Source organism: Halomonas halodenitrificans DSM 735, assembly GCF_000620045.1.
Lineage (GTDB): Bacteria > Pseudomonadota > Gammaproteobacteria > Pseudomonadales > Halomonadaceae > Halomonas > Halomonas halodenitrificans.
On the sequence record NZ_KK211058.1, the window covers coordinates 161,645 to 184,952 of the forward strand.

General features: G+C 61.9%; 17 protein-coding genes and 5 pseudogenes. 6 read left to right on the forward strand and 16 right to left on the reverse strand.

All coding sequences use genetic code 11. The annotated features are described in order from the left end of the window. Window positions 1–411 precede the first annotated feature (411 nt). Window positions 412–2,613 carry a DNA helicase II gene (gene uvrD, locus Q358_RS0114705; RefSeq protein ID WP_027962668.1) on the reverse strand — a complete coding sequence of 734 codons (2,202 nt, stop codon included), beginning with the start codon at window positions 2,611–2,613 and terminating at the stop codon, window positions 412–414. A gap of 227 nt (window positions 2,614–2,840) precedes the next feature. Continuing rightward, window positions 2,841–3,698, reverse strand: a complete 858-nt coding sequence (gene hexR / locus Q358_RS0114710; RefSeq protein ID WP_027962669.1) for a transcriptional regulator HexR — start codon at window positions 3,696–3,698, stop codon at window positions 2,841–2,843. A gap of 192 nt (window positions 3,699–3,890) precedes the next feature. Here hexR and Q358_RS0114715 point away from each other — a divergent pair, with 192 nt between their 5' ends. After that, window positions 3,891–4,106: a PA3496 family putative envelope integrity protein gene (locus tag Q358_RS0114715; protein WP_027962670.1), complete on the forward strand. Its 216-nt coding sequence runs from the start codon at window positions 3,891–3,893 to the stop codon at window positions 4,104–4,106. A gap of 75 nt (window positions 4,107–4,181) precedes the next feature. On the opposite strand, the gene Q358_RS0114720 is transcribed toward Q358_RS0114715, so the two are convergent. Continuing rightward, window positions 4,182–5,528 carry a sodium-dependent transporter gene (locus Q358_RS0114720; RefSeq protein WP_027962671.1) on the reverse strand — a complete coding sequence of 449 codons (1,347 nt, stop codon included), beginning with the start codon at window positions 5,526–5,528 and terminating at the stop codon, window positions 4,182–4,184. Window positions 5,529–5,862: 334 nt separating this feature from the next. After that, window positions 5,863–6,678, reverse strand: a complete 816-nt coding sequence (locus tag Q358_RS0114725; RefSeq protein WP_043488530.1) for a DUF72 domain-containing protein — start codon at window positions 6,676–6,678, stop codon at window positions 5,863–5,865. Between the two features lie 381 nt (window positions 6,679–7,059). Here Q358_RS0114725 and Q358_RS18430 point away from each other — a divergent pair. Further along, window positions 7,060–7,301: pseudogene (locus tag Q358_RS18430) on the forward strand (IS1595 family transposase); the annotation flags it as partial. A 104-nt stretch (window positions 7,302–7,405) separates the two neighbouring features. Here the strand turns inward: Q358_RS18430 and Q358_RS18990 are convergent. The 8 genes and pseudogenes from Q358_RS18990 to Q358_RS0114760 form a co-directional block, all read right to left on the reverse strand. After that, window positions 7,406–7,610, reverse strand: a pseudogene (locus Q358_RS18990) (IS481 family transposase); the annotation flags it as partial. Window positions 7,611–7,775: 165 nt separating this feature from the next. Beyond that, complete coding sequence (locus Q358_RS0114730; RefSeq protein ID WP_084286595.1) at window positions 7,776–8,297, reverse strand: cytochrome c; 522 nt, start codon at window positions 8,295–8,297, stop codon at window positions 7,776–7,778. Window positions 8,298–8,374: 77 nt separating this feature from the next. Beyond that, the gene (locus tag Q358_RS0114735) at window positions 8,375–11,482 is read right to left on the reverse strand and encodes an efflux RND transporter permease subunit (protein ID WP_027962674.1); all 3,108 of its coding nucleotides are present in this window, start codon (window positions 11,480–11,482) and stop codon (window positions 8,375–8,377) included. After that, on the reverse strand, window positions 11,479–12,846 hold the full coding sequence (locus tag Q358_RS0114740; protein WP_027962675.1) for an efflux RND transporter periplasmic adaptor subunit: 1,368 nt from the start codon (window positions 12,844–12,846) through the stop codon (window positions 11,479–11,481). The genes Q358_RS0114735 and Q358_RS0114740 overlap by 4 nt, the downstream gene beginning before the upstream one ends. Then, entirely contained in the window at window positions 12,843–13,454 is a 612-nt protein-coding gene (locus Q358_RS0114745) for a TetR/AcrR family transcriptional regulator (RefSeq protein ID WP_027962676.1), read from the reverse strand. Before Q358_RS0114745 ends, Q358_RS0114740 begins: the two co-directional genes overlap by 4 nt. 162 nt (window positions 13,455–13,616) lie before the next feature. Beyond that, the gene (locus Q358_RS0114750; protein WP_027962677.1) at window positions 13,617–15,842 is read right to left on the reverse strand and encodes a PepSY domain-containing protein; all 2,226 of its coding nucleotides are present in this window, start codon (window positions 15,840–15,842) and stop codon (window positions 13,617–13,619) included. Window positions 15,843–15,870: 28 nt separating this feature from the next. Beyond that, complete coding sequence (locus tag Q358_RS0114755) at window positions 15,871–16,347, reverse strand: DUF2271 domain-containing protein (protein ID WP_027962678.1); 477 nt, start codon at window positions 16,345–16,347, stop codon at window positions 15,871–15,873. Between the two features lie 163 nt (window positions 16,348–16,510). Next, entirely contained in the window at window positions 16,511–16,939 is a 429-nt protein-coding gene (locus Q358_RS0114760) for a PepSY domain-containing protein (RefSeq protein WP_027962679.1), read from the reverse strand. Between the two features lie 176 nt (window positions 16,940–17,115). On the opposite strand from Q358_RS0114760, the gene Q358_RS0114765 reads away from it, so the two are divergent. After that, window positions 17,116–17,775: a response regulator gene (locus Q358_RS0114765; RefSeq protein WP_027962680.1), complete on the forward strand. Its 660-nt coding sequence runs from the start codon at window positions 17,116–17,118 to the stop codon at window positions 17,773–17,775. Beyond that, window positions 17,772–19,097: a sensor histidine kinase gene (locus tag Q358_RS0114770; RefSeq protein ID WP_027962681.1), complete on the forward strand. Its 1,326-nt coding sequence runs from the start codon at window positions 17,772–17,774 to the stop codon at window positions 19,095–19,097. Before Q358_RS0114765 ends, Q358_RS0114770 begins: the two co-directional genes overlap by 4 nt. A 380-nt stretch (window positions 19,098–19,477) precedes the next feature. Here Q358_RS0114770 and Q358_RS19140 read toward each other — a convergent pair. From Q358_RS19140 to Q358_RS18445, 4 genes and pseudogenes are all read right to left on the reverse strand, one after another. Continuing rightward, window positions 19,478–19,747, reverse strand: a pseudogene (locus tag Q358_RS19140) (transposase); the annotation flags it as partial. Window positions 19,748–19,819: 72 nt separating this feature from the next. Further along, complete coding sequence (locus tag Q358_RS0114775) at window positions 19,820–21,238, reverse strand: ATP-binding protein (RefSeq protein WP_027962682.1); 1,419 nt, start codon at window positions 21,236–21,238, stop codon at window positions 19,820–19,822. Further along, complete coding sequence (locus Q358_RS0114780) at window positions 21,235–21,897, reverse strand: response regulator (RefSeq protein ID WP_027962683.1); 663 nt, start codon at window positions 21,895–21,897, stop codon at window positions 21,235–21,237. Before Q358_RS0114780 ends, Q358_RS0114775 begins: the two co-directional genes overlap by 4 nt. A 225-nt stretch (window positions 21,898–22,122) precedes the next feature. Further along, window positions 22,123–22,422: pseudogene (locus Q358_RS18445) on the reverse strand (DDE-type integrase/transposase/recombinase); the annotation flags it as partial. A gap of 151 nt (window positions 22,423–22,573) precedes the next feature. On the opposite strand from Q358_RS18445, the gene Q358_RS0114790 reads away from it, so the two are divergent. Both Q358_RS0114790 and Q358_RS0114795 read left to right on the forward strand, forming a co-directional pair. Beyond that, a complete protein-coding gene (locus Q358_RS0114790; protein ID WP_027962684.1) occupies window positions 22,574–22,849 on the forward strand; it encodes a hypothetical protein in 276 nt (91 codons plus the stop codon). A 240-nt stretch (window positions 22,850–23,089) separates the two neighbouring features. Further along, window positions 23,090–23,308 (forward strand): annotated as a pseudogene (locus Q358_RS0114795) (IS481 family transposase); the annotation flags it as partial.

The window sequence follows — 23,308 nt, forward strand, 5'->3', positions numbered from 1 at the left end:
CACAAAATGTTTTTTCACCATCAAACACCATAGGCCCGGGGCTGCCTCCTCATTCATTGAATAAACGTTAATCAGATAAAGCCGGTAAAAGTACTACAACCCAGCTTCGGGAAAGGGTCATAAAGCCATTGCAAATCGGTGTCGTCATCACGTGCACCATCCGCTGATGCCAGAGCAGACAGTACCCGGAGCCGGATCTCCTCTTGGAGCCGGCCAATCAGTTGGTGCAGGAGTAACGCCGCGGCGTACTATTCTCGGAATGGAGAAAATAAGGCTTGAAGGGGAAAGGTGTTTCCGGACCCATGAAGCTACTCAAGAAAGAGCCAACTCCAGGCCCGAAGTGTCATCATGCCCAGCGAGACCGAAGTCATGCCGCTTTTGGGAAGCTTGGTGCAATATCCAGGACTAAAACTACAGCGGCGTCAGCTTGGCAAAGCCCAGCACCAGCCACTTGTCCCCCTCGCCCTCGAAGCTGACCTGCACCCGCGCCCGGGGCCCCTCGCCCTCGGCATTGAGGATCACGCCCTCACCGAAGACCGGATGGCTGACCCGCTGGCCCAGGGAGAGCGAGGGCAGGTCATCGCCACCGTTGACCTCGCTCTGACGAAGCCCGGCAGGGCGCGAGGCGGTGACCGGGCGTGATACCTGGCCGCGCAGGCGCACCTCCTCCAGGTACTCCTCGGGAATCTCGCGCAAGAAGCGCGAGGCACGCTGGAAGGTCTCCTTGCCGTGCAGTCGGCGAATCTCGGCATGCGTCAGATAGAGCTTGTGCATGGCCCGGGTCAGCCCCACGTAGCAGAGGCGGCGCTCCTCCTCGAGACGCCCCGGCTCTTCCACCGACATGCGATGAGGGAAGAGCCCCTCCTCCACGCCGGCGATAAACACCACCGGAAACTCCAGCCCCTTGGCGGAATGCAGCGTCATCAACTGGACGCCATCCTCGAACTCATCGGCCTCATGTTCGCCGGCGTTAAGCGCCGCCTCGGAGAGGAAGGCCTCCAGGGCGGCGCCGCCCTCGCCGGCCTCCGGTGCCTCGAAGACTTCGCCCTGGGTAAAGGCCCTGGCCGCCGTCACCAGCTCTTCCAGGTTCTCGACCCGAGCCTGGCCCTTTTCGCCTCTTTCGTTACGGTGGTGCTCAACTAGCCCCGTGCGGGCCATCACATGGTCGATGATCTCGTGGAGCGCCAGGCCGGCGCTATCGTTGTCCAGGCCATCGATCAGGTCGGCAAAGGCCTGCAGGGCACTGCCGGCACGCCCCTTGAGGGTTCCATCGGCCAGACCATCGTGGAGTGCCTGCCATAGCGAGACGCTGCCCTCCCGGGCCCGCTGGCGCAGCAGTTCCACGGTACGCGTGCCGATGCCGCGAGCCGGCACATTGATCACCCGCTCCAGGGAGGCATCATCGTCACGGTTGAGCAGCAGGCGTAGATAGGCCAGGGCGTTCTTGATTTCCAGGCGTTCGTAGAAGCGATGACCACCATAGATGCGATAGGGCACCCCTTGGCGGATCAGGGTCTCCTCGATCACCCTCGACTGGGCATTGGAGCGGTAGAGGATGGCGATATCGCGGCGATTGACGCCCTCCTCGACGCGCTCACGCAGGGTATCGACGATGAAGCGTGCCTCGTCGAGGTCATTGAATCCGCTGTAGACCGAGATCGACTCGCCACGCTCGCCGGCGGTCCACAGCATCTTGCCCATGCGTTCGGCGTTGTGGCTGATCAGGGCGTTGGCGGCCTCGAGAATGGCACTGGTGGAGCGATAGTTCTGCTCCAGACGCACGGTCTTGGTCTCCGCGAACTCGCGTTCGAAGCGGCGGATATTTTCCACGCGAGCGCCGCGCCAGCCATAGATCGACTGGTCATCATCGCCCACCACGGTCATCGGCGTGGTCATGCCGCTCAGCAGCTTGAGCCAGGCATACTGCAGGGTGTTGGTATCCTGAAACTCGTCCACCAGCACATGGGCGAAGCGCTCCTGGTAGTGCGCCAGCAGGGCGGGGTTATCGCGCAGCAGCTCCAGGCTACGCAGCAGCAGCTCACCGAAGTCCACCAGGCCCCCACGCTCGCAGGTAAGCTGGTAGCGCTCATAGAGCTCGACCATCTGTCCCAGGTAGGCGTCGCCGTGCACGTTCACCTGATGGGGACGCAGCCCCTCCTCCTTGCAGCCGGAGATAAACGACTGCACCTGCCGCGGCGGAAAGCGCTCGTCGTCGATATCGTTTTCCTTGACCAGGCGCTTGACCAGACGCAGCTGGTCGTCGCTGTCGATGATCTGAAAATGCTGGGGCAGGCGGGCGTCCTGCCAATGGGTGCGCAGCAGGCGATGGGCGATGGAGTGGAAGGTACCCACCCAGACGTGGCGCAACGACATGCCCACCAACACCTCCAGACGAGTACGCATCTCGCGCGCCGCCTTGTTGGTGAAGGTCACGGCCAGCACCGCGTAAGGGGATAAGCCCTCGGCCTGCATCAGCCAGGCGATTCGCTGTACCAGCACTCGGGTCTTGCCGGAGCCGGCCCCGGCCAGCACCAGCATATTGCCTTGAGGGGCACTGACCGCCTCACGCTGGGCGGCATTCAGGTGGTCGAGAATCGCCGTGACGTCATCCATGGGAAGGCATCGCTGCTCGGAAAATGGGCGAATAGCTTAGCATAATCCTCTTGGGCACAGGCCCCGACGGAGGGAGCATCGTATGCCGTCCCCCTCTCGGGGACAGTCCCCGGCGGAGGGAACAGCGTAAGAAAGGTGCATCAAGGTAAGTTGGGACGGTTTGGCCGGGGACTGTCCCCTTGGTCCATAGCTTTCAGCTTCCAGGAGCGAAGCGACGCTCTTCAAGCTTAAGCGTCCGGCTCCGGAAAACGCAGCGGCGTCAGGCTCTTCTTCACTTCGCGGAGCTGCTCGGCGAGCTTCGGCCCGCGGGACTTGGCCACACCCACGGCGAGCACATCGACCAGCACCAGATGGGCGATGCGCGAGGTCATGGGCGTGTAGATCGCGGTGTCCTCATGGACATCGATATAAAGCGGCAGAGTCACCTCCTCGGCCAGCGGTGAGCCGCTGGGACATAGCCCGATCACCGTGGCACCGGCCTCCCGCGCCAGCCGTACGCTGGCCACCAGCGCCCGAGTACGGCCGGTCTGGGAGATGGCAACGACCACGTCGCCCTCCTCGAGAGTCACCGCCGACATGTTCTGCATATGCGGGTCGGCATAGGCGGCGGTGGAGATCTGCAGGCGGAAGAACTTGTGCTGGGCATCGAAGGCCACCGCGCCGGAGGCCCCGTAGCCGTAGAACTCGACCCGATTGGCCATGGCCAGGGCATTGATTGCCTTGCTTAGTGCCTCGTTATCGAGGCGGTCGCGCACCGACAGCAGGGTGCCCACCGAGGAGTCGAAGATGCTGTGGGAAAACTCCGCCACCGAGTCGCTGTCGTTCATGGAGAACTGGGCGAACTGACTACCGGAGGCCAGCATCTGCGCCAGCTTGAGCTTGAAATCCTGGAAGCCGTTGCAACCCAGCGCCCGACAGAAGCGCACTACCGTAGGCTCGCTGACCTTGGCCTCGGTCGCCAGATCGACGATGCGCATATGTATCACTTCCTCGGGATTACGCAGCACGAAGCGTGCCACCTTCTGCTCGGAGCGACGAAAGTGCTCCATGCGTCGTCTCATCTCATCGAACAGGGCACGACTCACGCGAAACTCCTTGGCGGGGGGATCATGTTATCTGCCTACAGTATGCCCGAAAGCAGGGTCGGATGGGCAGCACGACCTTCCGGGAGAACGTTGACGCCGCACCATGGCAAAAGGCTCACGTCGCCGCCATTCTGTCAAGTGAGGTATAATAATAAATGCAGTGTCGCGTAGCGTCCAAGGAGAGAGTCGATCATGTACAAGACCGAACGGTTAACCTCCCTGAAGAGCGAACTCCTCGACATCTTCATGAGCATGGAAGTCCAGGAACACGAACAACGCAGCCGCACCGCCGCCCAGCGCCACCTGCGCGCCCGGCGCGGCATCGAGCTCCACGGCGAGTTCAAGCAGCTGACTCGAGACATCGCCGAGCTGCCGGAAGAGGACCTGGCCGACGATACCATGCACTGAACCCACCCTCCTCATGCAACGAGCCCCGCGGGTGCGGGGCTCGTTATGGCTTGCGTGCTGTCTTGATGGTCTAGGTCACGAAATCAAGCCATAGACGAACACCACAATGACGCCAATCGGCGCCACCACGCGTGACACCACCTGCCATGCCTGGGCCTGGCCGGCGGAGAGACCCAGCTCGCCGATCACGCTGTCACGGTCGAGACGCCAGGCCACGAACAGGATCGCGCCCAGGCCGGTCAGCGGCAACATGAACTTGCTGGTCAGGGTATCCAGGAAGTCGAAGACGTTCAGCCCCATGATCAGGAACTCGTCCCAGACGTTGAACGACATCAGTGCGGCGATGCCCAGCACCCAGACTCCTGCACCGGCCACCAGGGTCGCCGCAACGCGAGACAGCGGCGTACGCTCCTCGAGCAGCTCTACCGTGGGCTCCAGCAGCGAGATGGCCGAGGTCAGGGCGGCGAAGGTCAGCAGCAGGAAGAATGCCAGGCCGAGAATGGTACCACCCGCCATATTGCCGAAGGCCAGCGGCAGGGTGACGAAGATCAGTCCCGGTCCCTCACCCGGACTCAGGCCGTTGGCGAAGACGATGGGGAAGATCGCCATGCCGGCCAGCAGCGCGATGGCGGTATCCAGGATGATCACCGTGCGCGCCGTGCCGATAAGGCTGACGTCTTCACCCAGATAGGAGCCGTAAGCCAGCATGATGCCCATGCCCAGCGACAGGGTGAAGAAGGCCTGTCCCATGGCGGCCAGCACGACCTCACCGCTGATGGCGCTCCAGTCGGGGCTGAACATGAAAGCCATGGCCTCGCCGAAGTGACCGGTGGTCATGCCATAGATCGCCAGGATAATCATCAGGATGACCAGCGCCGGCATCAGGATCTTGACGGCGCCTTCCAGGCCCTTGGTCACGCCGCGGGCAACGATAAAGATCACCAGCGCCATAAAGGCGGTATGCCACAGGGTCAGGGCGGTGGCATTACCCAGCAGGCCACTGAAGATGGCGCCCACGCTATCGGAGTCCTGACCGGTAAACTGGCCGGTGACCGATCCCAGGGTGTAGAAGAGCGACCAGCCGCCGATCACGCTATAGAAGGAGAGAATCAGGAAGGCGCCCAGGATGCCGCTGGCACCGACCAGGGCCCAGGCCGGCAGGCGACCACTCTTGCGAGCCAGGTCGAGCATGGAGTTGATCGGGTTCATCTGACCACGCCGGCCAATCAGCCACTCGGAGACCAGGATGGGAAGGCCCACCAGGGCCACACAGGCCAGGTAGATAAGCACGAAGGCGGCGCCCCCGTTGTCACCCACCATATAGGAGAAGCGCCAGATGTTACCCAGCCCCACCGCCGAACCGGTGGCTGCCAGGATAAAGGCCATCTTCGATGACCACTGAGCATGGGAGAGTTTGGACATGTTTCACCCTGTATGTACGTGTCGCCAGCGGCCGATCCGGCGCGGTGGCGGCTTGTGCTTGTCATTGCCACGTCCAGAGCATCATGGGTCTCATGACACCGTCCAGAGCATGACAGGATCCGGGCAGGATCACTGCCGCTACGCCCAAGACAGCCGGCGGGTGGCCGGCTGTCCAGGACGCCGGAGCGCAGGAAGTTGCAAGATCGACGCAGGTTATGCGCCAGATCCGGTCAAGATCCATGAATAATGGCGCTCCGGCCCATAAAACTATCCGATCAAACGCTTGATGACCAGCCTCATCTTCGGCCCGAGGCTTCACCTTTAGGTGTAGACTTCAAGATCCGAACAGACTGGCCTGAACCTCGCCGGGAAAAGCCGGCAAGGAGGGTAATGCCAATCGCTCGTGGAGCCGTCGCGCCAACTGAGGGGCCTGTCGGTTATCTGGAGTATGCACAAACAGGAAAGGGGTTTTCCCCTGACTTATCCACAGCAACAGTTGCGCTATCCAGGGCTCGAAATAGTGTTCGTTAATGGCCGTATCCAGGTGACCGATAAAACGCACCAGGGGACGACTCGCCGTGGAAAGCACGTGTAATGGACACTTCGGCTTTTCGCGCTGCGCCTGCCGCAGGCCAGGATGCTCACCGGCAGGGGTAGCGAAAAGCGGGCGGACATCGAGCATTACACGATCCACACCGTAAGTTATCAACATCCTGTTGAGATCACGCTCGGCCACGCCCTTGTGGAAAAAATCGCCGTGCCGAACCTCAACGGCACAAGGAATACCTGCCGGCCAGCACGCGAGCAGCGCTTCGAGCCGGGGCAGTTCATCGCGACCAAAATCCCTGGGAAGCTGGATCATCAATGGACCCAAGCGATCGTGCAGCGGCTCAAGTGCCGCCAGAAAGGCCTCGAGATCGGCGTCGATGCCGACCAGGCGACGCTCATGGGTCAGGGTAGCGGGCAGCTTGAAACAGAAACGGAAGTCAGGCGGCACCTGGCGCGCCCAAGCCGCCACGGTCTCCGGCCTTGGCGCCCCGCTATAGAAAGTGGTGTTGCCCTCCACGGCGGAGAAGACTCGGGCATACTCCTCGAGGCCGGCACCGTGAGGGGGATAGAGCCCGCCGCGCCAGTCGGGGTTGGCCCACATGGGCAACCCCAGATGGAGCGGCTGTGGGATGGTAAAAAAGTTGGTAACAAATCACTCTTGGAAGCCTCATTTTTCGGCAAAGAATATTCATGCTAAAAAATAAAGATGGTAACTAAAACCAACGCACCTCTTCCAGAACTCAGTTTCCATACTAATAAAGTTGGTAACTTTTTATTATTTCATCACGTAATTTCCATCTCTGAACAATGTCACCTTATATTCCGTATATGAAGGGAATCTGAAATTTCTTTTACAATCAGTAGACTATATCACTGGTAGGGTTAAGTGCTGGAAAGCTCTACCTGATTACTCATGTTAATCAACCACCATCCCGTCAGTCCCTCCTATACTGATGTTATGCCTAGTACAGGAGGTGGCGTTATGGCACGCAATTCTATCCAGTTCCAACCCGACCTGTCGTGCCAGCATTTCTCAAGCAGTAGGACGCGGAAGCGCAGTGCCAAGCAGATCTCTTATCGCTAACCCATGGGGATCACTCCGACTGTGGCAACAACACTGGCTGCCGGCTGTCGCGGGGGCTCTACCAGTGCCATCGCTGCTATCATCAAACCTCGCTGACCGCCGGTACCATCTCCCATGCCACGCATCTGTCGTTGACCACCTAGTTTCTGGCCATCGTGGGCAGATCGCGATAAAGATCAGCTCAGTTAGGCTGGCCCCGGCACTGCCAATAATCAACGCCAGTACCATTCCTGTACCTAACCCTTTAGCTGTCGGGTCCAGTGTGATTGACAATTCGTTTGGTAAATAACTCAGACCGCTGGCTCTGCCATGCTTTCATCGCAGTAATCGGCAATTGATGGTGCAGTACTTTTTGCGAGATAAGGTGATTTTACAGCCATATATAGCGTTTGAGTGTCTGCTCCCGGTCTTTCCTGAGGTATACGTCGAGTCGCCAGCACATCGCTGATGGGTTCGTAGCTCTCCCTCTCTGAGCTAGATAAGGCCGCCATGGCCGCAGAACAGCGCATCGTTGCCATTTACTGAGCCTTAACTGGCTGAAAACACTTCGGCCTGCGCCCGGCTCCAGCTAAAGGTGTCAAGACCCTATTCACATGACCGATGGCCTTTGCAAATCACTCTGGGCGCTCTTCGCCTGCGTTATTCCCCCAGGCCTCGGAGAATGACTGCTCCTCCAGACCCTCGAAGCGGTCCGTCACATAGCGGCTGTGACAGGCCACGCAGGATTCGGTCATGCGGTTGAAGGTATTGACCTGAGCCTGAGTATTCTGCTGTTTGCCCGCTTCGGCCAGAGACGCCGCCAGTTGATGGAAGCGCGTGTCCATCTGCAGAAACGCCTCGGGAACCGCCGCCTTCAAGTCCTTACGGTCCTGTTTGGTCAAGGACTGTTCCAGAATGAAGCTGTCGTGAATGGCCAGGCCCTTCTGCGCCACCTCATCATGCCGTCCCTGGATGATAGCGCTATAGGTCTCCTGCATCGCCGCCTCGACCTCGACCATCTCCTTGACCAGCAGCCCACGCAGCTTCTCGGTCAAATCAGGACCTACCGGCTGCGCCGCGAAAACGGTAGCGCTCAATGTCAGGCCAGCCAGCGCGGCAGCCGATACAATGATGCGGTGTGTCTGTCGTTTACTCATGATCTACCTCACGGTCACGTTGATTTGCTTGCATTCACCGGGCAGCACATCGAGACGTCTCAACTCGCCTCTCTTGCCTAAAGCCTGGCGTCGGACGCAGCTTCCTCTACCCTTGCCCAGCCCAGGTCGTCGAAGATCACATAGAGTGCCGGAATCACTACCAGCACCAGCACGGTGGAAGTCAGCAGGCCAAACACCACCGCAATGACCAGCGGCTGCACTGCCGCCGCCTGGGCGCTGGTCTCGGCCAGCAGCGGCAGGAGCCCGGCGATGGTGGTGCTCGTCGAAATCAGGATGGCGCGCAGGCGGTCGCGGCTGGCCTGGCCCGCCGCGGCGATGGCGGATTGCCCCGCGGCGCGGTAGCTCTTGATGAAGTGAATCAGCAGGATGGCGTTGTTGACCACGATGCCGGCCAGGGACGCCGCGCCGATCATCGAGGGCATCGACAGATAAAAGCCCATCGCCACATGGCCCCAGAGCGCGCCGACGAAGGCCAGCGGGATCGACAGCATGACAATCAGCGGTTCGACATAGCTTCTGAACTGGAAGGAAAGGATGACGAAGATGCCGAGCAGACCGATCAGCAGCGCGCGCCGGATCGAGCCGCCGGTCTCCGCGGAGCGGGCGACCTGACCCTCGAAAGCGACCGCCACCTGGGGATGGCGCGTCTGGAAATCGGGCAGCCAGTGCCGGCGAATATCGTCGACAACCGCCTGGGCATTGGCCAAGGTCGCATCCACGTCGGCGGTCACGGTAGCGGTACGCTGGCCATCGACCCGAGTGATCCGCGCCCAGTCCCGGGCCTTGTCGATGTTGGCGACGACTTCAAGGGGCACCCGGCCTCCCCCCGGAAGCTGCACGGTCAGATCCTGAAGGTCATCCAGGCTCTGTCGATCCTGCTCGGCATGGCGCACCAAGATGTCCACGTCCCGCTGGCCGATGCGCAGGGTGTCGCTGATTTGCCCGAGCATGGCGGCGCGCAGCTGCGCGGCGATCTCTTCGGCGCTCAGCCCCAGCCCGTGGGCGCCTTCGGCCAGCGACAGGCGGCGCTCGGGCTTGCCGGGCCGCAGGTCATCGATGACGTTGTAGACGCCCGCATAGCCGGCGAGATGCTCGCCGAGCTCCCGCGAAGCGGTCTTCAGCCCAGCCAGACTCTCCCCCTGCAGACGCACCTCGATGGGAATGCCCGCCGGCCCGAATCCCGGCTCTTGAATAATCAGGCTGAGCAAGCCGGGAATATCGCCGATCTCCTTCTGCCAGGCCGCGGTCAGCTCATTCAGGCTCAGGCGGCGCCGCTCGGCGCCAAGCAGATCGACGATCAGCGTGGCCACATGGGCACCGGCCTCGCGAGCGCTGGGATTGTGGTTGAAGCGTACCTGAACGGCGCGCACCAGGGGCGTCTCATCCGGCTGCTCGGGGGTCAGCCGCTCGTCGATCTCGCGCAGGGCGTTCTCAACCCGGGAAGCCACCGCCTCGGTGCGTGATAATGGCGTGCCCTGGGGCATCAGGATGCGTGCTTCGAGCACGTCGCCATCGATCTCGGGCATCGCCTCGCTGCCGATATGGCCGCCGGCAAGATAGCCGCCGGAGCCCAGCAGCAGGATCAGCACGCTGCCCAGCAGGGCGTAGCGCCAGCGAATCGCCGCCTCGACCAGGCGTCCGACGCCCTCGCGAAAGCGCTCGAAACGGCGCTCGAAGCCGGCGCGCAGCCGTGACGGCTCGGCCTGCAGGCGATGAAGACTGCCCTTCAGATGATGCGGCAGAATGAAGAAGGCTTCGATCAGACTCGCCGCCAGGGCAGCAATCAGGACGACCGGCAGCACCTTGAGCACCTCGCCCATCTCGCCGACCAGAAAGGCGAGCGGCACGAAGACCGCCGCCGTGGTCAGAAACGACGACACCACCCCGGGGAGTACGCCCCGGGTGCCCGCGACTACCGCTTCCAGCGGCGTCGCGGCCTTCCGAGCCTGAGTGGCGATGTTGTCGGTGATCACGATGGCATCGTCCATGACGATACCGATCGCCATCAGCAGCCCCACCAGGGTGATCATGTTGAGCGTCAATCCGGCCAGTCCCATGACCGCAAAGGCGCCCAGGAAGGCCACCGGCAGGCCCAGTACCGCCCATAGCGCCAATCGCGGCCGAAAGAACAGGCTCATCACCAGCACCACCAGCGCAAACCCCATGACGCCGTTTTCGACCAGCATCTGCAGGCGGTCGCGCACGATGCTGGTCATGTCCTGGGTCAGGGTCAGCGAAACATCGCCGTCCAGGCGCTGGCGCTCGCTTTCGGCTACCGCCTGCAGACCCTTCATCACGTCCAGGGCATCGTCGCGCAGGGTCTTGTGCACCTCCAGCACCAGGGCGCGCTGGCCGTCGAACCAAACCTTCTCCTCCTCGCGCTCGGGTGTCTCCCGCAGGGTGGCGATCTGGCCCAGGGTCAGCTCGCCCCCGTCGGCGCCGGAGACGACCACCACATCCTGCAGCTCGCGCAGGGAGTGGCGCTGGTCGGTGAAGCGCAGTTGGATATCCTGGCTCGAGGTTTCCAGAATGCCCAGCGGCATATCGATATTCTGGCGCGCCAGGGTTGCCGCCAGCTCGCTTGCCGAGAGGCCGTACTGCCCCAGCACCTGCTGGGGAATCTCGATCTGCCACTGGCGCTGGGAAAGCCCCTGGATATCGACCCTGGCCACGCCGGGCAGGCGCAGCAGCCGATCCTCCAGCGTCTTGGCGTAATCCTCCAAGTCGGACAGCGGCATGTCGCCGCCTACCGCCACCGCCGCCACCAGATCGCTGCGGTGCAGCTCGCGCACGACCGGCGGGTCGGCGCGCTGGGGGAAGTCGGTGATGGCTTCAACCTCGGTAGAGATATCGTCCAGGAAGCGGCCGATATCACCATTGTCCTCCATGGTGACTGTAGCGCTGGCCAGATTGTTCTGGGCCACGCAGACGAACTCGTCGAGAAAGTCCACGCCAGTCAGCGCATCGTGAAGGCGACGACAGATCTGATCCTCGACGTCCGCGGCGGTAGCGCCGCGATACTTCACCTCGATGCCCACCTCGCCGGGCCGGTAGTCGGGAAAGGTCTCGCGCTTGAGGTTGGGAACGGCGAACAGCCCCACCGCCAGCAGCAGAATCAATAACAGATTGGCGGCGGTGGGATGACCGGCGAACCAGCGAATCATGACTTCTCTCCCAACGCCTGGCGACGAAGACGCCGTGCCAATTCCTCATCGCGTCGCGGATCGATCGCCATGCCGTTGATGGCCGGCACCAAGTCGTCCACGATCACGCTGTCACCTTCCTCGAGCCCTTCCGTCACCACCGCCAGATCGTGCTGTTCGAAGGCGACACGCACCGGTCGGCGCACGAGGTGCTGATCGCTATCGACCACGTAGACTTCACCCTGATGCACCGCCGTCGCCGGCACCACCATCCGCGGGTTCGGCGCTCTGGACGCCAGCCGTACCTGCACGTACATGTCGCGCACCAGCGCAGGCTGCGTCAGCGGCGCCACCTGCCGGTAGGGCTCCTCGACCCGCACCACGACCCGGGCGGTGCGGGTGGCCGGATCCAGGCCGTTGGCGATGCGCACGACCCGGGCCGGCCAGCGCGCGCTCTTCCCGGCGACCAGGGTCACCTCGGCATCGATGGCGGAGAAATCCAGCCGCTGGGCAATGTCCAGGATCCCGTCTTCGGCATCGCGAACGGTCTGGGTGCCGAGCAGGCGGCGCAGCATGTCCATCGGCACCTGGGCCACCACCTCGGCGGCCTCGATGCCCTCGGCGCGGAACAGGCGCTGACCGGCGTTGATGTACTGATGCAGCTCGGCCTCGACCTCGCCCAGGCGCAGGTCATAGGGCGCTTCGAAGCGCGTATCCTCGAGATCACGGCGCGCCTGATCCAGGCGCGTGGTCGTACGCTCGACTTCCGCTTCCAGGCGCTGGCGGCGCGAGGGGATGAGCTGCAGCTCGTTTTCCAGCGACTGCACGGTCTGACGCTGGGCCAGGGTCGCGCGCCGCTCGTCGCCCAGCCGCGAGCGGGATACCGAGCCGCTGCTGGCCAGGCGCTGGATGCGCGCCAGCTCCTGCTCCGCCAGCTCCAGGCGTTCACGCTCCAGGGCGACCAGGTGCCGGGTATTCTCCGCTTCCCGCTTCAGCTGCGCCTGCTCCGCGGCAAGGCTGGCCAGCTGCGCCTGGGCCTCGGCTTCGGCCAGCCGATAGCGGCTGGGATCGATCTCCAGCAGCAGGGTGCCCTCTGCCAGTAGCGTGCCGCTCTCCAGATCCTCATGGCGTTCGACGACACGTCCCGGCACGTTGGCAGTGGCGTCCCAGGTGCGGGCGGGCCGCGCGGTGCCGTAGCCCCGCGCCTCGACGACGAAGGGTAGCGACTCGACCGCAACGACGCGCACCGTGGGTATCCTCAAGGCGTCCTTGCCGCGCGAGGGTGTCTGGCGATTGATGACGAAGACCACGATCAGCAGGATACCAATCGCCAGCCCCAACGCGATCAGCAGGCCACGCCCCCAACGCTTGAGTCGCGAGCTCATGTCTCCTCCCTGGCCTGGACGGCGCGTCGATAGAGCAGAAAGGCCTCGGGCGCCTGTTCAGCAATGCGCGCGACATCGTCGTCAATCAGGGATTGCACCACCAGCCCCTGCACGGTGCCGATGAACTGGGTGGCCGCCGTCTCGATATTCAAGTCAGCACGCAGCTCACCGCTCGCCCTGCCCTCTGTCAGAATGGCCGCGAGTCGTTCGCGGTATTTGGCAAGCATGGAGCGTAACAGTCGTGTGGCATCTGTCGGCTCCGCGTGCTGCAGCTGCCCGAATATCAGACGCGGCACCCCGGGATGCTCGGCAATGAAATCGGTGTGCGCCATGAACATGGCCTCCAGGGCCGTCAACGGCGTCGCGCGGCGGTCGACGGCTGCTTCCAGACGCCGCATGAGCCGCTCGGTGATCCAAGCCACGACCGCCTGCCACATCTCGTCCTTGCCGCTGAAATGACGAAACAGCGCTCCCTGAGTCACCTTCATGCGCTCGGCGATGGTGGCGGTGGTGATGCGGGCGGGGTCCTGTTCAGCGCACAGCTCCACCATGGCACGCACAGTCCGCTCCTTGCGTTCTTCCGCGGGTAGATGATGGGTTCTTGCCATGAGCATCTTCCAAAAGATAGTAATCAGTTACTATCTTAATCTCGAAAAGCTCTTTTTACCAGCAGGATGTGTCGGGAACTACCTGTATGATCCTGCTCCTATTTCTCGGGATATTATTTTCTCGGGACCCTATATCCTGGGATCCCTGCATCCATCCAGAGGTCAATAAATGTCTTCACGATAGCGTCCCTGGGCCTTGAGCGTCGCCACGTCCATGCCTAGCGGCGCGATGACCTCGTTCAGCGCCGCCATGACGCTTGCCGCCATATCTCGGCCACCGCAGACTAGGATCTGCGCGCCCTTCTCGATCAGCTGGCGCAGTTCCGCGCCATCCACGGCAATCTTGTCCTGCACATAGGCACCCTCATCGACGCGGGAAAAGATCGCGTTCAGCTCCGTCAGCCGCCTGTCCGCGAGATAGGCGTTCAGTTCAGGCTCATAGAGGAAGTCGGACCGCGGATTGCGGCCGCCCCAGTAGAGGTGCATGGGGTGATGCGACGTGTTGTGGCGGATGAAACCGACCAGCGGCCCGATGCCGGTGCCCGCGCCGATCAGCACCACCGGCGCCTTGCCGGAGGCGGGGCGGAAGTCCGGGTTGGGATGGATGAAGGCGTCGATGGTGCCGCCTATTGGCAACGCATGCAGGAAGTTCGAGCAAAGGCCGCCGGGATGCTGGCGCACGCAGATCTCCAGAGTGCCATCCTTCGAGGCCGAGGCCAGCGAATAGAAGCGCGGCACCGGGCTATCCGGCGGCAGGATGCCGACCAGGTCGCCGGCCTCGAAGTGCGGCAGGCCGGTGCGCCCCAGCAAACGGCTCAGCAGGCCGTTCTTGCCGTCACTTTCAGGTGCCTTGAAGCGCAGCACGGCGGTGGGGGCCTGCACGTCGGCGCCGTAATCGACCTGCTCGGCGAGTTCCAGCGCGGTGGTGCGTGGACGCACTGGAGTATGGATCAACGTCAGCTCGATGCCGAGCACCTTGCCGACCGTGTTGCCCCAACGAGCGAACTCCTGGGTTGACTGCCGGTCGATGGTGTCGAGCGGCAGCAGTTGCGGCCAGCCCTTGGCGGTGAGCGCCGTCTCGACCTCCTTCGCGAAGCCGCAGAACTGCGGGAACTGTCGATCACCGAAGCCCAGCACGGCGACCGGGAGCTCCGGCGCCCTGGTGATCTTCTCGAGCCGCGCGAGGAAGCGGCTGGCCGAGGCCGGCGCATCGCCATCGCCGTAGGTCGCGGTGAGGATGAACAGCCGTTTTGCGCCGCGATAGCGGAAGGCCAGACGGTTCATGGGGGCGGTATGCACACGGTGGCCCTCTCGAACCAGGCTGTCGTGCAGGGTCTTGGCAAAGCCCCAGGTCGTGTTGCTCTCGCTGCCGACCAGGATCACGCTGTCCGCGGCGTTCGGCCCGCTGTTGGCGGCGAGCTTCGGCTTCGAGCGCTGACGCTTCCACCAGATGATCGAACCAGTCACGGCCATCACCGGCACCGTCAGGGCGGCCAGGCCGAGGATCAGGCCAAGCCACCAGAGGCCTTCGCCGGTATGCAGCATATAGATGAATTCATAGAACTTATGAGTGGCGTCATGGGGCTGGTAGGAGAGCCACTCGCCGCTGGCCTGATCGATATAGCCGGCGCCCTGATCGGTGCCCAGAGAATACATGTCCGTGGGGTCGTCCGGGTAGGGGTAGACCAGCTCGCGCAGGTCGCTTAAGTCCGTTGTCTTCAAGGCCGACAGGGTATCGATGGCGGCGGGAGGGCCGCCATTGACCTCCAGCGGGAATTCGGGCTCGGCCTCCACGCCCTCCGAGCCCAGGCCGAAGGTGGTGGCGGAGAGATAGGTCCCGGTCAGCGCCGACAGCAGCAGGCCGAGAAGCGCCGCTCGGCCGAGTTCGATATGCAGCCGCTGGCTCAGGGTGCCGCGCACCGGGCGCAGCAGCTGGCGCCATCCACCCAGGCGAGCGGTCAGCAGCAGCGCACCGGAGATTGCCAGCACGACCATCGCCAGCGCCGTGATGCCCGCCACCGCGCGGCCGGGCGTGTCGAGCAGCAGGGAACGGTGCAGGTTCTTCACCCAGCGCGAGAAGGACGACGGTTCATAGGCTGCGATGGCCTGTCCGGTCCTCGGGTCCACGCGATCGGCTCCCACCTGATCGTCTCGGGTGTAATAGACGATGAGGGTGCCCGAGGGCGTACGCTCGATCTGCTCGGCCCCCGGGTAATACTCCGCTACCCTGCCGGCCAGTTCGGCGACGCTGATCTGCCCGGCGGCGAGCACCGTGGTCTCCGCCCGCTCGAGGGCCGGGTTGAGCGACAGAATTGCCCCGGTCACTGTGAGAACTATGACGAACAGCGCCGCGACCAAGCCGGGTAGCGAATGAAGCTGGCGTAGCATGGTATTTGTGCTCCCTGTTCGGTCAGAATCAGAAGGTGTAGTGGAATGACTGCACATAGCCACGGCCGGAGACCGGCTGGCCCGCGCCCGCGGTGGTCAGCGGGACGACGACGTCGGCGCGATTGTCGCGCATGTCTTCGACGGCGGTGTCCACGCGCACCTCGTACCCCGCATCGATCAGCTCATCGGCAAGATCGAGAGTGAGGGTCAGGGAGCGTCCGCTGCCGACGCTGGCACCGGTCAGGCCGTCATATTCAGCGCTGCGCTGGCCGCTGCCCCGTGCCCAGTCGCGAAGGTGCTTGTAGTATTTCGATTTCTCTCCGGCGATCCAGAGCGTGTCCTGATAGCGGCCGTCGGCATCGGTAAGGTAGAGCGCTACATAGGCGCCATCGCCGCCGTAGTCTTTCAACTCGGTGGTAAAGGTCACCTCGCGCGCCTGTGCCAGAGCCGGCAACGCGATTGCGGCGGCAAGGCCGAGGGCGAGAGCAAGGGTGCGCTTTTTCATCGTCTGTTCTCCATGACGTATCGGTAGGGGCAATCTAACGTCGGTGGCTGACGGCCACCTGAAGGCTGGAAGACAATCCGTTCAGTCTGCCGTCGGCCAGGGGGCTGTGGCGCCCCGGGAGGCGTGCAAGGAAGGGGCGCCAGTGTGAGGTGTAGGCGACGAATTATTCGATGCGCACGGACGGCCGGCCGCTGACGATGTCGCCGTTGGGGACGGTGCGGGTACTCGAGCGTCGACGGCTATCCTCTCTGTCGTCATCGTCGTCATAATCCCTATCCCTATCGCCGCTGTATAGGCTGTCGGGTATCGCCGCATCCTCCTCGTACTCGATTTCCAGCTTGCGCAGGCGCAGCGATGCCGGAGTATAGTCCGCCTCAACCTTGTTGCCGTCCTGATCGAGGCCCTCGACCTCGTAGCAGCCGTCATCGACCTTGATGCGGCGTACTTCCCAGCCCTTGGTCTCGAGCTTCTGGCGCAGGACGTCGCGAGGCTGCCAGTCGGCGACCGTGTCACGGCAGTCGTCATCGGCGAGGGTCATTGTGGCCGTCAGGGTGGCGGCCAGTGCGGTGGTGACAAGCAGTGGCGTTTTCATGGTCTTCTCCAGGTGAATCCAGATTAGGGTCACATTGTCAGACTAGGCCGATCTCCTGACAGCAGCCTGAAGGCGGCGCACCTAGGCCCACTTGCAGAAGAGATTGCCGCTGTTCAGGTAGCCGTCAGGTTGACTCGTTAAACTTCGGTTGCCTGTGGTGCCGGAGGAGATGGGACATGCGGATATTACTGGTCGAAGATGCGCCTTCCCTGGGCGAGGCGGTGCGTGAGCAGGTCATTGAAGACGGCCACGCGGTGGACTGGATGCAGTGCCTCAAGCACGCCGACGCCAGCGTTGCGACGACCACCTATGATCTGATCCTGCTCGACTTGATGCTGCCCGATGGCCGGGGACTCGACTTTCTGAGGCGTCGGCGCAAGGCGAGTGACAGCACACCGGTGATTATCCTGACCGCGCGCGATCAGATTTCCGACCGCATCGAAGGACTGAACGCCGGCGCGGATGACTACCTGGTCAAACCCTTCGATCTGGCGGAACTGTCGGCGCGCATCGCCGCCGTGGCACGGCGCTATAGTGGCAACCCCAATCCGCTGATCCAGGTGGGCGAGCTGAAGATCGATCTGGTGGATCATTCGCTGCGCCGGGCCGGGTACAGCGTCGACCTGACGGGACGGGAGTGGGCGCTGCTCGAGGCGCTCGTGCAGCATCCGGGGGCGCTGCTGTCTCGGTCCCAGCTCGAAGACCGCCTGTACGCCTTCGGCGCCGAGATCGAGAGCAACACTATCGAGGTCCATATCAGCCGCATGCGCAAGAAGCTGGGGCACGAAGCCATCGAGACGGTGCGTGGCATGGGCTATCGGCTGGGGCGAACGTGAGCAGGTCGGTCAGCCTGCAGCGTCGCCTCGGCCTTGGCCTGACGCTCGGCGTGGTGGCGCTGTGGCTCGTCGCGACCACGCTGACGGTGTTTATCGTGCAACATACCATCGACAGGACCCTCGACAGCTCCCTGGAAGAGACCGCGCAGCGCATCCTGTCCCTGGCCGTCGTCGAGATCTTCAATCGAGAAAGTTCCGACTTGCTCCAGCAGGTGGCCGCCCTGAGACCTCATGAGGAGTACATCACCTACGTGGTACGCGGGGCGGACGGTGCGCCCCTGCTGGTGTCCCACGATGTCGACCTGGCTATCTTCCCCGAGACGCCTCGAATGGGGCTGCGCAATACCGCGACGCATCGGCTCTACGGCACCTCCGCGGTTAGCGATACCTTCTTCATCGAAGTTGCCGAGCCGTTGACTTATCGCCGCCAAGCAACTTGGGAGATGCTGGCGGCGCTGCTGTTGCCGCTGGCGGTGCTAGTGCTGCTCAGCCTGATCGGCATCTGGTGGTTGGTGCGCCACAGCTTAAGCGGCCTGCTGGCCTATCGGCAGGCGCTCGAGGCACGCGATGCTGGGGATCTGTCGCCAGTCGAGGCGCAACGCCTGCCGACGGAACTCGTGCCCGTCGCCGAGGCAGTCGATCAGCTGATGGCGCGCTTGCGCCGCACCCTGGAGGCCGAACGCAGCTTCACCGCCAACAGCGCCCATGAGCTGCGCACGCCCCTGGCCGCGACCCTGGCGCAGCTACAGCGCCTGCGCCGTGAGGCGCCGCCAGGGCCGCTGCAGGATCGATCGGCACGCATCGAGGCCTCGCTGCGCGAGCTATCGCGGCTCTCGGAGAAGCTGATGCAGCTGGCCAAGGCGGAGAGCGGCGGGCTCCTGGCCGAGACGCCCCAGGACGTACTGCCGATCGTCACCCACGTCGTCGACGACTTCCGTCACGCGGCCAAGACGCGCCTCGAAGTATCGCTGCCCGAGAAGGCGCCGGTGCTCTCATCGATCGATCCGGACGCTTTCGCGATCCTGCTGCGTAACCTGATCGAAAACGCCTTGAAGCATGGACAGGAAGATCGCCCCGTCGAGGTCGCGGTGTCGAGCGAAGGCCTGTTGCGGGTGATCAATGCGGGGTCGATGGTGCCGGCGGAGATCCTCGCTCGGCTGACGGATCGTTTTCGGCGAGCGAATACCCGGGCTGGCGGCTCCGGACTGGGGCTCGCCATCGCTCAAGCGATCGCGGCAGGAGCGGGAGCCACCCTGATGCTGAAGTCGCCGGTGACGGGCAGGACGGACGGCTTCGAGGCCCGTCTATCGCTCCCCTCTTGAGCGTACCTGGCCAGTGCCAAGACACATGTTACTGGCAATAGTGAACGTTCAACCGAGTCACGCAAGCCCCTCATAGTCACTGCTCAGCCACAGATCACTTCATGTAAGCCAAGCTAGAACATTTGTTCGCTAACTAATGTTTGAGTGTGTGCAAGGTTATTGTAGAAGTCCAGACTAGAGAGGAAAACCTGCGATGAAGAAGTCGCCCGTTCTAGCTGCTGTCGCCGTGTCGCTGAGTGCCATATTATCGCTTGCCACTTCAGCGCTGGCGCAGTCCGACACCTCGCCTATTTATTACTACTTGTCACAAATATCGCCATCGACTATGCAAGATCAACATAAGGCCTTGGGCCGCGTGCCAGCGTAGAGTGATGATGGAATCACTTACATAGCGTTGGGCGCTTTGTATGACCCCGAGGGCAATACCCTGTGGGTAAGGTAAGCGCCGAGAATCGCTCGTTTTTTTGACCACAAAGAGACAAGCGTTCAGCGACCAGAAACCCGTATGCCGCGATGCAGAGGCTGGCGTGATGGTGAAAGCCTCGCCAGTTGCGCCCCTCATAGTGACCCAAGCCGAACTCCTGCTTGAGCTCCTGATAGTGGCGCTCGATTTGCCAGCGCGCCTTGGCGATGGCCACCAGCATCGTCAAACGCGGTTGGCATGTCCCAGCCTGGGGGTTAGGTCGTCAAGGTAGGCATTGAAGACTATGCCGAGAAAGCCATCAGGACGAGGAAGGATCGTGCCACTCAAGTCGCACCTCCAACCCCCCTCGCTCATGGTTTCGCAACTTCAACTCGGCATGCTGTCGTTTCGCCAACGCGACGGCGATCGATAGTCCCAGGCCGCTACCGCTGATACTCTGCGACGAGGCACGTCGAAAACGCTGGGTCACGGATCCCAGTAAAGCCTCGGGTATTCCCGGGCCGGTATCGCGTATGATCAGCTGGAGTCCCTGGGGCACCTTGTCGAGGGAGACCGTGACGCGGCCTTCATCCGGCGTATAGCGCATCGCGTTGTCCAACAGGTTGCGTATGAGGATGCCAAGCTCGGTGGCATTGGCCGTCACGTAGCATGGCTCTTCCCAGGCACGAGTAGTCCCGGCTATTTCCAACGTCTGTCCGCGCGACTCGGCCAACGGCCAAAGTTCCGCCGCCAGGTCTTCCACCAGCAGCCCTACATCAATCTTCTCGACATTATGCTGCTGACGCTGGTCCAGGCGTGCCAATATCAATAGCTGCTCGACCACGCGCTGTAATCGCTCGATACCGATCCTGGCCTTATCCAGCGATGCCGCTTCACCCTCGACGGCGTTATCCAACTGGATCTTCAGTCCGGCCAAGGGCGTGCGCAGTTCGTGAGCGGCGTCGGCGGTAAAGCGGCGCTCCTTTTGCAGAGCTTCACCGAGCCTGGTGATAAAATCGTTGAGGGCGCGATGCAGCCCGTCAAGCTCCCGCGGTACCGATAGACTGATGGGGCTCAGGTCCGTTTGATCCCGGCCACGTACCTGTCGTGACAATTGTTCGATGGGCGTGAGTCCGCGACGAATCGCGCGCATCATCAGCCACAGTGCCAGTGGCATCATCAACAGCATCGGCCAGAGATGGTTGATCGTGATGCGGTTGACGATGGACTGATGGAAGCGCTGCTGGAGACCGATACGCAGCCAAGTCTCGCTGTTGCTATCAAACAGGCTGAAGACTCGCCAGCGCCGACCCTCGTAGTCGACCCAGCGAAAACCTTCTTCTCGCGGCGCGGGGAAGGCGGACGTTTCGTGCCAGCGAGGCCCCATCATGAGCGGGCGGCCCTGCGCGTTCCAAAAGCCCAGGCCCACCTTTTTTTCTTCATGATGGAAAAGGGCGGCTGCCGACGTCTGCGCTGTCGTATCAGTTAGCAGGTCGTCATACAGCTGCGCCGGATGGTCTGGCTGGCTCAGCTGCCGAGACAGTGCACGGTATACCTCGGTATTGGGTGAGTCTGGTAGAAAAGACGCCATGATACGCGCCTCGAGGCTAAGCTGAGCGTCAAGAATTTCTTCAAGCTCGTGCTGGGAAATCAAGTACGCCGCGACAACGGACAGCGCGCTAACCGCTATCAGGGTAATGGCCAACGTGCGGACCAGATATCGGCGTATTGAAATCATGTCGCCCGGCTGTCCAGGCGATAGCCGATACCACGCACGGTGGTAATCAGTCGCTTGTCAAGTTTCTTGCGCAAGTGGTGCACATGAACCTCCAGAGCGTTGGATTCCACTCCCTCACCCCAACCGTAGAGCAGGCTTTCCAAGCGAGTGCGCGAGAGGACTTTATCGGCATGGCGTACCAGCTCGAGCAGCAAGGCGTATTCGCGCCGCCTCAAGTCAACTTCCTGGTCACGCCAGGACACTTTGTGGCTGGCCTCATCAATTAACAGATCGCCAAGCTTAAGTTCGCAAGAGCTGTGACCGGAGGCGCGCCGAGTCACGACCCGCAAACGGGCCAGCAATTCCTGCAAATCAAAAGGCTTGAGCACGTAATCGTCTGCTCCGGCATCCAGTCCGCGAATGCGTGACTCTATCGCATCTCGCGCGGTCAGAATCAGCAAGGGCACATTGCTTGTGCGGCGTACGCTCGCCAGCACCTCCAGGCCGTCGATATCCGGCAGTCCCAGATCCAATATCACCGCCGAGAAGTCTTCGTTTTCCAGAGCGGTTAGGCCCTCGCGTCCTCGAGAAAGCCAGTCAACCACATAACCTTGGCGCTCTAGGGCACATTTGACACCGTCTCCCAGCAGAGAATCATCCTCTATCAGCAGTATGCGCATTGTCTATCCTCACGAGTCCTGACTCGATTATCGGCTAGCATGCTTAAGATTTGCTTAAGCATGCATTATGCGTTGTTCTCTTTTGTCCTGTCTGCATGAAGAGCCTCGTCATATATCCCCCATGACCTGTCATCATCTTGTAGTGATCCACTATTTTCGGACAGTACGTTAAATCTTTTCCTCGGCCGCCATAGGCGATATATCATCGTTGAAAGCATGGGGTTATTGCCGATTGTAGTAGCCCATCAGGTAGTCACCGATATCCTGACGTGCCTTGTGCAGATTCGTGTATCTCAGCGCGGGCACCCATTCCATTTTCAGACTACGGAACAACCGCTCCATCGGGGCGTTATCCCAGCCGTTGCCACCACAGCTCATGCTTTGCTGCATTCGGTAACGCCATAGCCGCTGACGGAACGACCAGCTGGCATACTGGCTATCCTGATCCGAGTAGAATATAAGGCCTTCTGGCCTACCACGCGATCTCCAGGCATGATCCAGCGCCTTAATGACCAACGCTGCATCGAGGTCTCATGACCAGAACACAGTGCCGCCCCCCGTTCATTACCCCACGATGCTCCCAGGAATGTAGCGAGGAAGAGATAGGGCCTAAGCTGACGTTAAGTAACGCCGGTTAGTCTGAAGGAGACAGTCTTTTAGCCTGAGGAGCCTATATATGACCATGCTTGCTTATTCAATTGGCTCGCCGGTCGGTCAGCGACTTCAACGTGAAAATCTTCTTATGTTGCCTATTGCGATATTGGCGCTGCTACACGGTGCCATGTTCACGGCGGGCACTGTCTATGGCGAATTACTGATGTTGGCTATGCTTGCCAGCCTCGGCTCCCTTCGGCTTGCCGCGTCGCCCAATACGTCCCAGCTAGCAGATGACTTACAAGTCTTAGCCATAGCCGCGCTCGTTACCATCGCTATGCTGTACGTACTAGCCTAACCCGACTATGGCGACCAAGCCCCGTGCCTCCGAAGTTTATGTCAATTTGTCCCCTCTCATTCGATTGTGCATCGCGGTACGGCGCCCACTGAGAGACATATCGTCTAACAACGGATGATGCGGTCCTCACAGCTGCCGTATCAACTAGATGTGGGGTACCGGATGATCAAATCGCCTATAGGAGTTATCCTCTGCTAGCCGCGAGGGAGCTTCTTCAGCAATTCATCCGGGAGCAGGTTCATGGACATCAAACTGCATAAACAAGCGACGACGACACCGAAGATCCGTGCCGAGATTCAGGCAGCACCCTCCAGTATCACGGATAGCGAGCTGGCCCGTCAGTATGGCGTCGCCACCGCGACCATCCGGCGCTGGCGTTACCGTGATAATGTCTATGATCGATCTCACACGCGACACAACCTCCTGGCGACGCTCACGTCCGAGCAGGAGGAAGTGCTG

Coding starts and splice junctions, on each gene's coding strand:
- uvrD (WP_027962668.1), bottom strand. CDS start 2,613: ATGGATGACGTCACGGCGATTCTCGACCACCTGAATGCCGCCCAGCGT.
- Q358_RS0114735 (WP_027962674.1), bottom strand. CDS start 11,482: ATGATTCGCTGGTTCGCCGGTCATCCCACCGCCGCCAATCTGTTATTG.
- Q358_RS0114725 (WP_043488530.1), bottom strand. CDS start 6,678: ATGTGGGCCAACCCCGACTGGCGCGGCGGGCTCTATCCCCCTCACGGT.
- Q358_RS0114755 (WP_027962678.1), bottom strand. CDS start 16,347: ATGAAAAAGCGCACCCTTGCTCTCGCCCTCGGCCTTGCCGCCGCAATC.
- Q358_RS0114745 (WP_027962676.1), bottom strand. CDS start 13,454: ATGGCAAGAACCCATCATCTACCCGCGGAAGAACGCAAGGAGCGGACT.
- Q358_RS0114760 (WP_027962679.1), bottom strand. CDS start 16,939: ATGAAAACGCCACTGCTTGTCACCACCGCACTGGCCGCCACCCTGACG.
- Q358_RS0114750 (WP_027962677.1), bottom strand. CDS start 15,842: ATGCTACGCCAGCTTCATTCGCTACCCGGCTTGGTCGCGGCGCTGTTC.
- Q358_RS0114720 (WP_027962671.1), bottom strand. CDS start 5,528: ATGTCCAAACTCTCCCATGCTCAGTGGTCATCGAAGATGGCCTTTATC.
- Q358_RS0114740 (WP_027962675.1), bottom strand. CDS start 12,846: ATGAGCTCGCGACTCAAGCGTTGGGGGCGTGGCCTGCTGATCGCGTTG.
- Q358_RS0114765 (WP_027962680.1), top strand. CDS start 17,116: ATGCGGATATTACTGGTCGAAGATGCGCCTTCCCTGGGCGAGGCGGTG.
- Q358_RS0114730 (WP_084286595.1), bottom strand. CDS start 8,297: ATGAGTAAACGACAGACACACCGCATCATTGTATCGGCTGCCGCGCTG.
- Q358_RS0114775 (WP_027962682.1), bottom strand. CDS start 21,238: ATGATTTCAATACGCCGATATCTGGTCCGCACGTTGGCCATTACCCTG.
- Q358_RS0114780 (WP_027962683.1), bottom strand. CDS start 21,897: ATGCGCATACTGCTGATAGAGGATGATTCTCTGCTGGGAGACGGTGTC.
- Q358_RS0114715 (WP_027962670.1), top strand. CDS start 3,891: ATGTACAAGACCGAACGGTTAACCTCCCTGAAGAGCGAACTCCTCGAC.
- Q358_RS0114790 (WP_027962684.1), top strand. CDS start 22,574: ATGACCATGCTTGCTTATTCAATTGGCTCGCCGGTCGGTCAGCGACTT.